Source organism: Streptomyces sp. NBC_00224 (assembly GCF_041435195.1).
Classification (GTDB): Bacteria; Actinomycetota; Actinomycetes; order Streptomycetales; family Streptomycetaceae; genus Streptomyces.
On the sequence record NZ_CP108106.1, the window covers coordinates 5769133 to 5782880 of the forward strand.

Below are 13748 nucleotides of genomic sequence, written 5' to 3' on the forward strand. Positions count from 1 at the left end.
CAGGAAGGGCGGCAACAGATGGCCACGAACCCTGAACTTGCGGAGCTGATCCGCCTCGCGTGCGGCGAACGCGGCTGGGGCCCGAGCGACCTCGCGCGGGCCGTGGGGGTCGCCGAATCCGGAGACCCGGCGCGCGTCCACCGCGCCAACGCTCGCCGCTGGATCACCGGGGCCAGGACCCCCGACTACTGGTGGCCCCACGTGGCTCAGGTCCTGGGTCTGGACCCCGAATTCAGGGGAACTGGGCTCGATACGCTGGGCGTACAGGCATCGGATCTGGAGGACGACACGAAGCGGCGGGACGCGCTCAAGATCGCCGGGCTGGCCGTGCTCGACCCGGCGTCCGTTGCTGCCGTCCTGGACCGTGCCGCCGACGAAGTCGCCGAGTTCACCCGGCAGGCCGAGGCGACCGCGCTCGGCACCGGCACCCTCGAACACCTCGACTTCGCGATTACCGGCTTCAACGAGGCGTACTCCCTCAAGCCGCCGCACGTCGTGTTCGACGCGGTCATGGACTACCGCCGCAAGGTCGACGCCTTGTTACGAGGCCCTCACACCCACTGCCAGGAACGCGAACTGCTGGTCTGCGCCGGATGGCTGTCCGAGCTGCTGGCCTGGCTCGCCCACGACCTCGGCAACGCCCGCGTCGGCCTCGCCTTCGCCACCGACGCCTACACGCACGCCGAACAGGCCGGGCATGGCGAGTTGTGCGGGTGGGCGATGGACGCCGCTGCGTCCATCAGTCTCTATGAGCACCGCCCCGAGAAGGCCCGCCACGCCGCCGAGCGCGGCCTCGCCCAAGCCCCCACCACGCATCCGCTGTCCGTACGCCTCCATGCCCAGTCCGCCCGAGCGGCAGCGGCCGACGGCGACCACGACAGCTTCACCGTCTCCTTCAACCAGGCCCAGGACGCCTACCGGCTGCTGTCGTCCCGCCCCCCACGCCGGTTCGGTATGCCAACCCTGCCTCTCGCGGACTACGCGTTGACCTCCTATCCAGCGAGCGCCCATATCTGGCTCGGCAACGCCGAACAGGCCCAGCGCGCCGCCGAATCCGCGCTCGCCATCTACCGGACCGCCCCCGCCGCGAACCGGTCCCCGAGCAGGGAAGCGATCGCCCGGATCGACCTTGCCCTGTCCCGTGCTCTGCTCGGCGATCCCGACGACGCCCTCGCCCTCGGCCACCAGGCCCTCGACAGCACGCGCGTGGTGGACTCCGTCCGCAACCGCGCCCACGACCTGGCGGACTGCCTCACCCGCCGCTACCCCCGCATGGACGCGGCGCGCGGACTGACCGAACGTCTCACCGCACAACCGCAACTCGTCCGTGGAGGCGCCCTGTGACCGAGCGGCACATCAACATCCGCAAGCCCTATCTGCGGCTGATCCAGGACGGCACCAAGACGATCGAAGTCCGCGTGGGCTACCCCAGCATGAAGAAGATCACCGCCGGGCAGCTGCTGCGGTTCGTCTCCGGTGACGACTCCTGCCTGACCCGTGTCGTCAAGCTCGTCGAGTACCCGTCCTTCGAGGCCATGGTGGACGCGGAGGACCCGGCCGCCATCGGCGGCGACATGGACAGCGATGCCCTCATCGCCGCCTGCCAGGAAATCTACCCGCCGGAGAAAGAAGCCCTCGGGGTTCTCACGATCCACCTGGAACGGGTCCTTTCCTGACCCAGGCGATGTGAAGCACTGCCGTCGGCCGGGCATGACCAGCCGCCGCCACTTCACTCGTCACCGCCGCACAAGAGGCACCTCGGCCCACGCGGAGGCTCTCTCTCGCGTGGGCGGCTGATCGAACTGGCCTGAACTCGACGGTTGCCCCCGGGGGTTGGCGCGTCCAACAATGCGCATGACAACTTCAGGAACCCACTCCTGAATCCCTTCAGAGGGGAACCCCCACATGAAGAAGCCTCTCGTCGGCACGGTGCTCGCTCTTCTGCTCGTCGGAGCGGGTGCGGCACCGGTCGTCGCGGCGCCGCACACCCACAGCGGCGCCAAGGCGACGGTCAAGGCGGTCGACTTCGCCGGAACGGTTGCGCTCAGCAACTGTTCCGGGTCGCTGATCCGCACGCCCAACTCCCAGCCGAACGACCCCGCTCTCATCCTCTCGAACGGCCACTGCCTGGAGACCGGATTCCCGGCCGCCGGCGAGGTCATCACCGACCAGCCCTCCACGCGCAGCTTCTCGCTGCTCAACGGCTCGGGCAGCAAGGTCGGCACACTGCGGGCCACCAAGGTCTCGTACGCGACGATGACCGACACCGACATCACGGTCTACGAGCTGGGCAAGACGTACGCGCAGATCCAGAGCCAGTACGGGATCGGCGCGCTCACGCTCAACGACCAGCACCCGGTCGCGGGCACCGCCATCAAGGTCGTCTCCGGCTACTGGAAGCGCACCTACAGCTGCAACATCGACGGGTTCGCCTACCGCCTCAAGGAGGGCGACTGGACCTGGAAGGACTCGGTCCGCTACACCTCCGCCTGCCAGACCATCGGCGGCACCTCGGGCTCCCCGGTCATCGACACGGCCTCCGGCAAGGTGGTCGCGGTGAACAACACCGGCAACGAGGACGGTCAGCGCTGCACCGAGAACAACCCGTGCGAGGTGGACCAGAACGGCAAGGTCACCGTCCGCTACAAGATCAACTATGCCCAGGAGACGTACATCCTCGTCCCCTGCATAGGTACCGGGAACAAGTTCGACCTCAGTCGTCCTGGGTGCACCTTGCCCAAGCCGTAGCGGCATAACAGCCGTAACAGCCAGCCGTGACAGCGGAGTTCCCCGCGCCCCCGGGAAAGGGGCGCGGGGAACCTCCCCCGGTTACGGCAGCGCGTGGACGTGCGGGCCCACCGCGTTCGACCAGGCGTTGCCTGACTTGGCGTCCCAGTTCGTGGACCAGGTCATCGCGCCCCGCAGGCCCGGGTACGTCTTCGACGGCTTGAAGGAGCCGCAGTTGGTGCCCGCCGTCAGGCAGTCCAGCGCCGCGTTCACCACCGACGGCGAGACGTAGCCGCTGCCCGCGCCGCTCGTCGAGGCCGGCAGGCCGAGGCCCACCTGGGACGGGTCCAGGCCGCCCTGGAGCTGGATGCAGGCGAGCGCGGTCAGGAAGTCCACCGTGCCCTGCGAGTAGACCTTGCCGTCGCAGCCGTTCATCGAACCGCTGTTGTAGTACTGCATGTTGACGACGGTCAGAATGTCCTTGATGTTCAGCGCCGTCTTGAAGTACTCGTTCGACGTCGACTGCATGTCGATCGTCTGCGGCGCCATCGTGATGACGAGCTTGCTGCCCGCCTTCGACGACAAGGACTTCAGCGCCTGCGTCATGTACGTCGAGTTGAGGCCGTTCTCCAGGTCGATGTCGACGCCGTCGAAGCCGTACGTCTGCATCATCGAGTAGACCGAGTTGGCGAAGTTCGTAGCGGACGTCGAGTCGTTGATCGACACCGTGCCGTTCTGGCCGCCGATGGAGATGATCACCGACTTGCCCGCCGCGTGCTTGGCGGCGATGTCCGCCTTGAACTGGTCGACGGTGTAGCCGCCGAGGCCGTTGGAGTCGAGGTTGAAGGTCACCCCGCCCGGTGTGCCGGTGGCGTCCGCGAAGGAGACGGCGATGATGTCGTAGTTGGCGGGCACATCGCTGATCTTCTGGACGGTCGCGCCGTTGTTGAAGTTCTGCCAGTAGCCGGTCACCGCGTGCTTGGGCACGTTGCCGCCGCCGCCCGGAGTGCCGGTCGCCGACGTCCTGCCGGTCACCGCCGCCGACTTCGTGGACTCGCCGGCCGCGTTGGTCGCGGTCACCTGGAACTGGTACGAGGTCGACGCGCTCAGCCCGGTCACGGTCGCCGAACCGCCGCTCACCGACTGCACCTTGGCGCCGTCGCGGTAGACGTTGTACCCGGTCGCGTTGGAGACCGCGCCCCAGGAGAGGTCCACGGACGAGGAGGTCACCGAGCCGACCGCGAGGCCGCCCGGGGCCGCCGGGACCGTCGGGGCCGGGTCGCCGCCCCCGCCGCCGTCCGGGCCGAAGACCGAGATGTCGTCGGCGTAGTACGCGGGCTGGCCGTACCAGCCGTGCGTGAAGATCTGCACGGACGTGGTGGAGGCGCCCGTCCTGAAGGTCGTCGACAGCTGGTTCCAGCCGCCGCCGGTGCCCGGCGTCCAGGTGGAGACGTCGCTGGTGCCGGTCCCGGTGGCGCCGAGGTAGACGTACGAGCCCTGGACCCAGGAGCTCAGCGTGTACGTCGAGTTGGGCTTCACGGCGACGGTCTGCGCGCACTGGCCGGTGTCGGAGCCCGACGGGGTCGCCTTGAGGGCGGCGGCTCCGCCGTGCACCGGCGAGGAGACGGCCGCGCCGCTTCCGGCCGTGCAGCTCCAGTTGGCGAGGCCCGACTCGAAGCCCGCGTTCCTGGCGTTGTTGACGTCCGCCGCGTGTGCGGTGCCGGTGAGTCCGGCTATGGACAGGGCGCCGGCCGCGGCCAGCGCCAAGCCGATTCTGCCGCCTGCTCGTTTCACTTGCTGCCTCCGGTGGGGGAGTTGGGAGGTCGGTGGGGAGGTGGGGCGCGCGCTGTGCGTACAAGCTGGTCCAGACCTGCGTACAAACTGGTCCAGACCAATCCGCTTGTCAAGACCTCTGGCGCCTCTCGTGGCATCACAGAAACGAGAAGACTGTTCACCCGCAGCTATCTCCTGGATACAGTGCTGGTTCAGGAGGGAAGTGCGGTGATCACTTACGGCTGAGGGGGCCCGCCACGGGCCGAGGGAACGGGGACTTGATGTGCCAACCGCGATAGCCGTCACCAGCCCGGACCTGGTGTTACCGGCGGCCGATCCACACACGCCGCCCCCGGCGGTCTTCTCGTCCCCGGACGTCCAGCCGCTCGACGCCGCGCTCGCCCACGCGCACCGCCTGCTCGACCTGCACGGCCATGTCGTCGTCCTGTACCCGGACTCGCTTCCGGCCGCCCACGAGCAGCGGCTGCACACCGTCCGCTCGATCCTGGAGAGCGACCGGATCGCGCTGATCCCATCGCCGCTGCCGCCGCTCGGCCTGGCCGTCCTCGCGCGCCAGCTGTGCCAGCTGACGGTGTGCGACTTCAGCCCCGGCGTGCTCGCCTCGGCCGCCCGCCTCCTCGCGCACTACATCCACGCGGGCGCCGTACTGAACTCGGTCACCCGGCTCGACCGCGTCCCGGTCGGACTCAAGACGCACGCCAAGTCCTGGCTGCCCGGCAGCCAGTTCGCGGTGCTGGCCCACCCGGTCCCGCAGCTGGTCAGGATCGGCACGGGTGACCTGGAGGGGCCCGACTACGCCTGTCATCTGCTGGTGGCGGGCGCGGCGGCGCCCTCCGAGTGGGTCACCGGCACGCTCGCCCCGGGCTGGCAGGTCGGCGCGGTGCTGGAAGCCCCGCTGCCGGGGTACTCGCCCTCCTGGTGGGGGACGTCCAAGCTCACCGAGTTCGCCGCCCATCTGTCCGACCTGTCGGTGCTCTACCAGCTCGTGGCGTCCGTGCGACGGGAGTCGTGCCGGTGGTGCGGCATGGAACTCATCGGCGACCGCTGCGGGTTCTGCGCCTCCCCCGTCCCCGCCCCCGAGCTCCAGCTGCCCGCGGGAGGCATGTACAGCTAGCCGCCGCGCAGCCCGCCCGGTGGCCTTGTCCGCCCAGTCCCACGTCATCGAACGAGGTCGTACGGTCAATGAACTCCCGTCAGCGCCGTGGCGTCATCCTTCTCCTGGTCTCGGTCCTGTGCGCCGCGGGCGCCTTCGCCGGGGTCCTCTCGGTGATCCACGACGCCAACTCGAAGGTCGGCCCCGAGGTGACGGCGTACCGGGTGAAGGGCGAGATCGAGCCCTACAAGGAGCTGAAGGAGAGCCAGTTCGAGAAGACGTCGATGCCCGAGCGGTGGCTCCCCGACAACGCCGTCACCGACCTCTCGCGCATTCGCGGAATGATCGCCGTCACCAAGCTCAGGGCCGGTTCGCTGCTCCAGTCCGACATGATCGTGAAACGGCCCGAACTCCGGCCCGGGGAGCAGGAGATCGCCATCATGATCGATGCCTCCACCGGTGTGGCCGGCAAGATCACGCCGGGGTCCTCGGTGAACATCTTCGCCACCTTCGCCGCCGCCAAGCAGGGCGACACCCCCCAGTCGAAGATCATCGTCTCCGGCGCCAGGGTCATCGACGTGGGCAGCCTGAAGGCCCTCGAACCCGGCCGCGACGACCGCAACAAGAGCACCGAGGCGGTCCCGATCACCTTCGCCCTGGGCACCGTCGACGCCCAGCGCGTCGCGTACGCGGAGTCCTTCGCCCAGCACGTGCGGCTCGCGCTCGTCGCGCCCGGCAGCGACCCCTCGGTCCCGCCCGGCGACCGTACGTACCGCCTCGAAAAGGACCAGTGAGGTTCGGATGACCACCAGGATCCTCCCGGCCGTCGGGGACGCCGACGCCGCCCGGTCCGTCACCACCCTGCTCAGCCAGCTCCCCGACGCCGAACCCGCCACGCCCGTCGCGGACTCGACCCAGCTCCTGGACACCCTGGCCCGGCTCGCCGGGGACTCCCTGGACGAGCTGCCCGAGGTCGTCCTGGTCCACGAGCGCATCGGGCCGGTCGCCGCCCTCGACCTGGTGCGCGAGGTCGCCCTGCGCTTCCCCGCCGTCGGCGTCGTCCTGATCACCTCCGACGCGGGCCCCGGCCTCTTCGCCGCCGCCATGGACTCCGGCGCGCGCGGCCTGGTCACCCTGCCGCTGCACTACGAGGAGCTGGTCAGCCGGGTGCGGGTGGCTGCCCAGTGGTCGGTCGGGGTGCGCCGCCACCTGGGCGGCGGGGGCGAGGCCTCCAGCGGCCCCGGCGGCACGGTCGTCACCGTCACCGGCGCCAAGGGCGGGGTCGGCGCCACCGTCACCGCCATCCACCTCGCCCTCGCCGCCCGGGCGTCGGGCCGCACCACGGCCCTGGTCGACATGGACCTCCAGGCCGGGGACGTGGCCTCGTACCTCGACGTCCAGTTCCGCCGCTCCATCGCGGACCTCGCCACGATCACCGACATCTCGCCCCGGGTCCTCCAGGACGCCCTGTTCACCCACTCCACCGGCGTCGGCCTGCTGCTCGCCCCCGGCGACGGCGAGCGGGCCGAGGAGGTCACCGACCGCGCGGCCCGCCAGATCCTCGCCGCCCTGCGCCACCGCTACGAAGTGGTGATCGCCGACTGCGGCACCCAGATGAACGGCGCGAACGCCGCCGCCGTCGAACTGGCCGACACCGCCCTCCTGGTCACCACCCCGGACGTGGTGTCGGTACGGGCCGCCAAGCGGATCGTACGGATGTGGGACCGCCTCCAGATCCGCAAGGCCGAGGAGACGACGACCGTGGTCAACCGGCACACCCGCGCCACCGAGATCCAGCCCGCGCTCGTCCAGAAGGTCACCGGCACCCGGATCACCCGCACCTCCGTCCCCGCCAACTTCAAGGAGCTCCAGGCCGTCGTCGACGCCGGGCGCCTGCACGACCTGGACGCCAAGTCCACGGTCAAGCAGGCGCTGTGGACGCTCGCGGGCGAGCTGGGCCTGGTGAAGGGGGTCGGCCCGGCGCCCGAGAAGAGCGGCCGGGGCACCCTCGTGCTGCGGCGCCGGGGGCACGGATGAGGGGCCGGATGAGCGGTATACGCGTACCCGCCGACCGGGACCGGGGCCAGATCATCGTCGAGTTCACCGGGATGGTGCCGATCATCCTGGTGACCCTCGCCGCGATCTGGCAACTGGTCCTGACCGGCTACACGTACACCGTCGCCGGACATGTGGCCGACGAGGGGGCGCGGGCGGGGGCGGCGAAGGGCGGGGGGTCCGCCGCGTGCGATGCGGCGATGCGGGCGGCCGCCCCGGACGGGTGGGACGTGGGGCCCGGCTGCGGCGGAGGCGGCGACCCCGACGTCTTCACGGCCACCGTCGCGATCAAGGTCCCGGTGCTCTTCCCGGGAGCGCTGTCCTTCCCGTTCACGGTGCACGGGCAGGCGGGGGCGGCGCGGGAGGAGACGCCGTGAGGCGCCGCGCACGCGCGAGCGACCGGGGCTCGGCCGCCGTCGAGTACCTCGGCTTCCTGCCGCTGCTGCTCCTGGTCGCGCTCGCCGGCGTCCAGCTGGGCCTCGCCGCGTACGCCGCCCAGCAGGCGGGCACGGCCGCCCGGGCCGCCGCCCGTACCGGCGCGCAGACGGAACGGGCGGGCGGAGCCGAACAGGCAGGGAAGGCAGCCGTCAGCGAATGGGTCGCCGGGCGCAGCGGCATCAGCGTCGGGGGCTGCCCCGGGGCCACGGTGACCGCCACGGTCACCGTCTCCATCCCGTCCGTCTTCCCCGGCATCGACCACTTCGGCCCGGTCCACAAGAGCGCCACCATGCCCTGCGACGAGAGCAACTAGCCGAGGAGGCACGCCACATGAGTCTGCGGGCCCGTATCACCGCCCCCGAGGAGACCCGGGGCGGCGAGGGCGACGCGCATCTCGTCGCCGCCTACCGGGGCAAGCTCCTGGAGGAGATCGACCTCGCCGAGATGTCCTCGCTCGCCGCCGCCGAGCGCCGGGCGCGGCTGGAGCGCGTCCTCGGCCACATCCTCAGCCGCGAGGGCCCGGTCCTGTCCACCGGCGAGCGGGCCCAGCTGATCCGCCGGGTCGTCGACGAGGCGCTGGGCCTGGGCGTACTGGAACCGCTCCTGGAGGACGCCTCCGTCACCGAGATCATGGTCAACGGCCCCGACCAGATCTACGTCGAGCGCGGCGGCCGGGTCGAGCGGCTGCCGATGCGGTTCGCCTCGCACGAGCAGCTGATGCAGACCATCGAGCGGATCGTGTCGACCGTCAACCGCCGGGTCGACGAGTCCAACCCGATGGTCGATGCCCGGCTGCCGTCCGGCGAGCGCGTCAACGTGATCATCCCGCCGCTCTCGCTGACCGGCGCGACCCTCACCATCCGCCGCTTCCCGCGCTCCTTCACGCTCCCCGAGCTGATCGCCTTCGGCTCGCTCGACCAGTCCATGCTGATGCTGCTCGCCGGGCTGATCCAGGCGAAGTTCAACGTGATCGTCTCCGGCGCCACCGGCACCGGCAAGACGACCCTGCTCAACGCCCTCTCCGGCCTCATCCCCGAGCACGAGCGCATCATCACCATCGAGGACTCCGCCGAACTCCAGCTCCAGCAGAGCCATGTGATCCGGCTTGAGGCCCGACCGGCCAACGTCGAGGGCAAGGGCCACGTCTCCATCCGCGACCTGGTCCGCAACTCGCTGCGTATGCGCCCCGACCGGATCGTGGTCGGCGAGGTGCGCGGCGGCGAGTCCCTCGACATGCTCCAGGCGATGTCCACCGGCCACGACGGCTCACTCGCCACGGTCCACGCCAACAGCGCCGAGGACGCCCTGATGCGGCTCCAGACGCTGGCCTCCATGTCCGAGATCAAGATCCCGTTCGAGGCGCTGCACGACCAGATCAACTCGGCCGTGGACGTCCTGGTCCAGCTCACCCGGCACGCCGACGGCTCCCGCCGGGTCACCGAGATCGCCCTGCTCGACTCGCACGGCCGCGACCCCTACCGGCTCGCCACCGTCGCCCGCTTCGACCCCCGCCCGATGGCCGCCGACGGGCGCGTCCACGGCGAGTTCCGCCACTTCCCGCTCCCGCGCCGCGTCGCCGAACGCCTCTACCTCGCGGGCCAGCCCGTCCCGCAGGCGTTCGGCATCGCCTCCTTCGACGAACAGCTCGCCACCCGAGAGGCCAGGTAGCACCGCCCATGTCCGCACTCACCCAGCTGACGATCGGGGTCACGCTGCTCGCCTGCGCGGCGGCGGTCGTCGGTGTGCACGCGTACGCCACGGGGCGCGCCCAGCGCCGGGCCCTGGTCGAACGGCTCTCCACCGCCGGAGAGCTGCCGCCCGCCGGACGCCGGCGGCCGTTCGCCGGGGTGGACCGCAGACTGCGCCGCACCACGGTCGGCAAGCGCATCGAGCGCAAGCTCGCGGTGACCGGCCTGGACCTCACCCCCGGCGAGTTCTTCGTCTACGTACTCGCCGGAGTCGTCGGGCTGTGGGTGGTGGCCGCCTCGGTGCTCGCCTCCTTCTTCGGCCCGCTCGCGGCGCTGGCCGGGCTGTGGGCCGCCAACACCTTCCTCAACTGGCAGCGCACCCGGCGCACCGAGGCGTTCATCAACCAGCTCCCCGAGATCTCCCGGGTGATCGCCAACGCCACCCAGGCCGGGCTCGCCCTGCGCACCGCGATCGCCATGGCGGCGGACGAGCTGGAGGCCCCGGCGGGCGACGAGCTCAAGACGGTCGCCGACCAGCTCGCGGTCGGCCGCACCCTAGACGACGCGCTCGGCGAGCTGGCGCACCGGCTGCCCTCGCGCGAACTGGTCGTCCTCGTCTCGACGTTGATCCTCTCCAACCGGGCGGGCGGCGCGGTCGTCAACTCGCTGCGCAACCTCACCACCACCCTGGAGGAGCGCAAGGAGACCCGGCGCGAGGTGCGCACCCAGCTGTCCCAGGTGAACACCACGGCGTACGCGGTCCCGGCGATCGGGGTCGGTGCCATGCTGCTGGTCAACCAGATCGCGCCGGGCTCGCTCGCCAAGATGACCGGCTCGTTCCTGGGCCAGGCAGCGGTCGTCGTGGCGCTCGGGCTGTACGCGCTGGGCTTCGTCGCGATCCGCCGCATCTCGAAGATCGACATCTGAGGGGGCGGGCATGGAACTGATCCTGGGACTCATCGGCGGACTCAGCGTCCTGGGCGCCTTCCAGGGCGTACGGATGTACCGCGCCGAGGCCAAGCTCCCCGGCGACCTGGCCCTCGCCCTGGAGGTCGGCGCCACCCGCACCACCCGGACCGGCGGCGCCATCGACCGCCTCGGCATCCGCTACGCCCCGCTCGTACTGCGGCTGATGGGCCCCAGGCGCGTCGGCGAGAAGCGCCGCAGGATCGACATGGCGGGCAACCCCGGCGGCCTGACCATCGACCGCTACGCGGCGCGGCGCGCGGTGTACGGGGCGCTCGGCGCGGTCGGCGCGGTGGTGATGATCTCCGGCGGCAACTACCTGATGGCCCTGCTGATGGTCGCGTTCGCGTACTACTGGGTCGAGGTCGGCATCTGGGCGGCCGTCCGCCGCCGCCGCGACGACATCGAACGGACCCTGCCGGACTTCCTCGACGTCCTGGCGGTGGTGGTCTCCGCCGGGCTCGGCTTCCGCCAGGCCCTGGAGCGGGTCGCGGAGAAGTACGAGGGCCCCTGGGCCGACGAGGTGCGGATCGCGCTGCGCCAGATGGACATGGGGGTCAGCCGCCGCCAGGCCTTCGACGACCTGCGCAGGCGCAACGACTCCGAGCAGGTCGCCATGTTCGTCACGGCGCTCCAGCAGGGCGAGGAGCTGGGCGCGCCGATCGTGGACACGCTGATAGCCATCGCCACCGACATGCGCCGCACCGACGCCCAGAACGCCCGCCGCAAGGCCGCCAAGGCGGTGCCCAAGGCCACGCTGATGGTCACCACGTTCATGGTGCCCGCCACCATGATCCTGATGGCGTCCGCGATGCTGCTCGGCTCCGAGGCCGACATCGGCTCGCTCACGGGGAAGTGAGGGGGACCACCATGCCGAGACCCGCACAGCAGCACGGCCCGCCCCCCGAGCCCGAGGTCTCCCTCCAGCTCAACGCCCTCCAGGCGCTCTGCCGCCAGGTCTTCCTGTTCCGGCTCGCGATGATAGGGCTCGGCACCCCCTTCGCCCTGGCCAACTCGGCCCGGGGAATCGCCACTTGGCTGGTCTCCGGGGCCGTACTGATCACCTTCATGGGCTCGTACGCGCTCTACCGCGACTGGGAGCGCTTCGGCCCGCTGCTGCTGCGCCACCCGTGGCTGCTCGGCGTGGACACCGCGTTCGGCGCGCTGCTGCTGTTCACCGCGACCCCCGACTCCCCGCTCGGCTACGTCGTCGTCTGCACCCCGCTGCTCGCCGGTCTGGTCTACGGCTGGCGGGGCGCGGGCGTCTTCGCCGGGCTCCAGTGCGTCATCCTGGCGCTCGCGTACATGGCCCAGCGCCAGCACCACCAGCCGGTAGCCCCCGCCCTGCTGCTGCCCGGCTTCTGCGTCCTCGCGGGCGCGGCCGGGGTCGCGCTGCGGGGCCTGCTGCTGCGTTTCGGGGTGGCCTCGCGGGCGCTCACCGAAGCACGGGCGAGGCTGGCGGTGGAGGAGGAACGGGCTAGGCTGGCACGCGAGTTGCACGACTCGGTCGCCAAGACCCTGTACGGCGTGGCGCTCGCCGCCGAGGGCCTGGCGGCCTCCGCCGACCGCACCGACCCGGCCACGGTCCGCCGGGGAGCGACCCTGGTGGCCCGCTCGGCCCGCCGCGCCGCCGCCGAGTCCCGCGAACTCCTCGCCGACCTGCGCCGCGAGCCGGGCCCGGACGGGGGAGTGGACGTGCTGGCGGAACTGGCGGCACGGGTAAGGGACTTCGCGGCCAGAGGTGAGGACGTGGGCGTGAGCTACCGCTCCCTCTCCCGGGACGGGTCCGCGATGCGGGTCCCGCACCCGATCGCCCGCCAGCTCCTCACCATCGCCTCGGAGGCCCTGGAGAACGCCCACCGCCACGCGGGCCCGGCGCGCGTGGACGTGTCGGCGGGCGTGGTCGGGGACGTGCTCCGCATCAGCGTGTACGACGACGGGCGCGGCCTGCCCCCCGGCACCACCCTCGACGGGCTGCGCCGGGCGGGCCACTTCGGCCTGGTCGGCATGGTCGAGCGCGCGGCGGACCTCGGCGCGCGCATCCGCATCGGCCGGGGCGAGGCGGCGAGGGGCACGGAGGTCCGCCTTGACCTGCCGCTGGCGGCGTTGGGAGCCGGGCGGGCCGTGGAGAGGAGCGGGGTGTGACCCGGGTGCTGGTGGCGGACGACAACCCGGTCGTACGGGCCGGTCTCACCGCGCTGCTCGACGGCCACGGCGACACGGAGGTCGTGGCCGAGGCGGCGGACGGCCGCGAGGCGTACGAGGCGGCCCTACTGCACCGGCCGGACGTGGTCCTGCTCGATGTGCGGATGCCGGGCGTGGACGGCCTCACGGCACTGCCCCGCCTGGTGCGGGTGGCGCCGGTGATGATGCTGACGTACAGCGGCGAGGACGGGACCGTACGCGAGGCGCTGCGGCTGGGCGCACGGGGCTATCTGGTGCACGGCGAGTTCACGGTGGAACAACTGGTCGGCGCGGTACGGGACATCGGGCTCGGCCGCGCACACTTCTCGGCGACGGCGGCGAGGGCACTGGGTGTCATGGAGGGGACCGGGGGCGCTGCCTGCCCCGCCCCCTCTCCGGGTGTCATGCCCTGGTCGATTTCATCAAATCCGAACGAAGAGGCTTCGCGGATGCAACCGGATGTGGGACAGTCGTCACCGGGGCGGCGGAGGGAAACTCCACTCCTCCGCAAGGGACTTGGAGTACACCGGCTCAGCAGGAGGGAGGTGGAGGTGATGGAGCTGATCGCGGCGGGCATGAGCAATCAGCAGATCGCCGCCGCCTGCTTCATCAGCGAGAAGACGGTGAAGAACCACATCAACCGGATCTTCGCGAAGCTACACAGCAACAGCCGCACCCAGGCGGTCGCGACGTGGCTGGGAACGCGGGGGGCGACGGGATGAGGGCTCTTCGGCGTCAACTCGTCTCCCGGGCCCGGAATTGGGCCCAGGGGCCCTGTGCCGGAACCGGAGGGCCCGGGTACG

Annotated in this window: 14 protein-coding genes; 13 read left to right on the top strand and 1 reads right to left on the bottom strand. The window is 71.2% G+C overall.

The features are described 5' to 3' along the window. Positions 1 to 18: 18 nt before the first annotated feature. The 3 genes from OG965_RS25830 to OG965_RS25840 all read left to right on the top strand — a co-directional run bounded on the left by OG965_RS25830 (position 19) and on the right by OG965_RS25840 (position 2748). On the top strand, positions 19 to 1344 hold the full coding sequence (locus OG965_RS25830) for an XRE family transcriptional regulator (RefSeq protein ID WP_371654439.1): 1326 nt from the start codon (positions 19 to 21) through the stop codon (positions 1342 to 1344). Further along, positions 1341 to 1676, top strand: coding sequence for an ASCH domain-containing protein (locus OG965_RS25835; protein ID WP_371654440.1), 336 nt, complete (start codon positions 1341 to 1343; stop codon positions 1674 to 1676). The genes OG965_RS25830 and OG965_RS25835 overlap by 4 nt, the downstream gene beginning before the upstream one ends. A gap of 229 nt (positions 1677 to 1905) precedes the next feature. Then, on the top strand, positions 1906 to 2748 hold the full coding sequence (locus OG965_RS25840; protein WP_371654441.1) for a serine protease: 843 nt from the start codon (positions 1906 to 1908) through the stop codon (positions 2746 to 2748). Positions 2749 to 2829: 81 nt separating this feature from the next. Here OG965_RS25840 and OG965_RS25845 read toward each other — a convergent pair whose 3' ends face one another. Continuing rightward, entirely contained in the window at positions 2830 to 4521 is a 1692-nt protein-coding gene (locus tag OG965_RS25845) for a chitinase (RefSeq protein WP_371654442.1), read from the bottom strand. A gap of 262 nt (positions 4522 to 4783) precedes the next feature. On the opposite strand from OG965_RS25845, the gene OG965_RS25850 reads away from it, so the two are divergent. From OG965_RS25850 to OG965_RS25895, 10 genes are all read left to right on the top strand, one after another. Beyond that, complete coding sequence (locus OG965_RS25850) at positions 4784 to 5635, top strand: hypothetical protein (protein ID WP_371654443.1); 852 nt, start codon at positions 4784 to 4786, stop codon at positions 5633 to 5635. A 68-nt stretch (positions 5636 to 5703) separates the two neighbouring features. Next, positions 5704 to 6408, top strand: a complete 705-nt coding sequence (gene cpaB, locus OG965_RS25855; protein WP_371654444.1) for a Flp pilus assembly protein CpaB — start codon at positions 5704 to 5706, stop codon at positions 6406 to 6408. Between the two features lie 7 nt (positions 6409 to 6415). Beyond that, positions 6416 to 7651 (top strand): CpaE family protein, encoded by a 1236-nt coding sequence (locus OG965_RS25860; protein ID WP_371654445.1) that lies wholly within the window; start codon positions 6416 to 6418, stop codon positions 7649 to 7651. Between the two features lie 8 nt (positions 7652 to 7659). Then, on the top strand, positions 7660 to 8046 hold the full coding sequence (locus tag OG965_RS25865) for a TadE/TadG family type IV pilus assembly protein (protein ID WP_371654446.1): 387 nt from the start codon (positions 7660 to 7662) through the stop codon (positions 8044 to 8046). Further along, positions 8043 to 8420 carry a TadE/TadG family type IV pilus assembly protein gene (locus OG965_RS25870; RefSeq protein ID WP_371654447.1) on the top strand — a complete coding sequence of 126 codons (378 nt, stop codon included), beginning with the start codon at positions 8043 to 8045 and terminating at the stop codon, positions 8418 to 8420. The genes OG965_RS25865 and OG965_RS25870 overlap by 4 nt, the downstream gene beginning before the upstream one ends. Positions 8421 to 8437: 17 nt before the next feature. After that, entirely contained in the window at positions 8438 to 9775 is a 1338-nt protein-coding gene (locus OG965_RS25875; protein WP_371654448.1) for a CpaF family protein, read from the top strand. 8 nt (positions 9776 to 9783) lie between these two features. Beyond that, complete coding sequence (locus OG965_RS25880) at positions 9784 to 10722, top strand: type II secretion system F family protein (protein ID WP_371654449.1); 939 nt, start codon at positions 9784 to 9786, stop codon at positions 10720 to 10722. A 10-nt stretch (positions 10723 to 10732) separates the two neighbouring features. After that, positions 10733 to 11620 (top strand): DUF5936 domain-containing protein, encoded by an 888-nt coding sequence (locus OG965_RS25885; RefSeq protein WP_371654450.1) that lies wholly within the window; start codon positions 10733 to 10735, stop codon positions 11618 to 11620. A gap of 11 nt (positions 11621 to 11631) precedes the next feature. Continuing rightward, entirely contained in the window at positions 11632 to 12906 is a 1275-nt protein-coding gene (locus OG965_RS25890) for a sensor histidine kinase (protein ID WP_371654451.1), read from the top strand. Further along, on the top strand, positions 12903 to 13667 hold the full coding sequence (locus tag OG965_RS25895) for a response regulator (RefSeq protein WP_371654452.1): 765 nt from the start codon (positions 12903 to 12905) through the stop codon (positions 13665 to 13667). Before OG965_RS25890 ends, OG965_RS25895 begins: the two co-directional genes overlap by 4 nt. Positions 13668 to 13748: the final 81 nt, after the last annotated feature.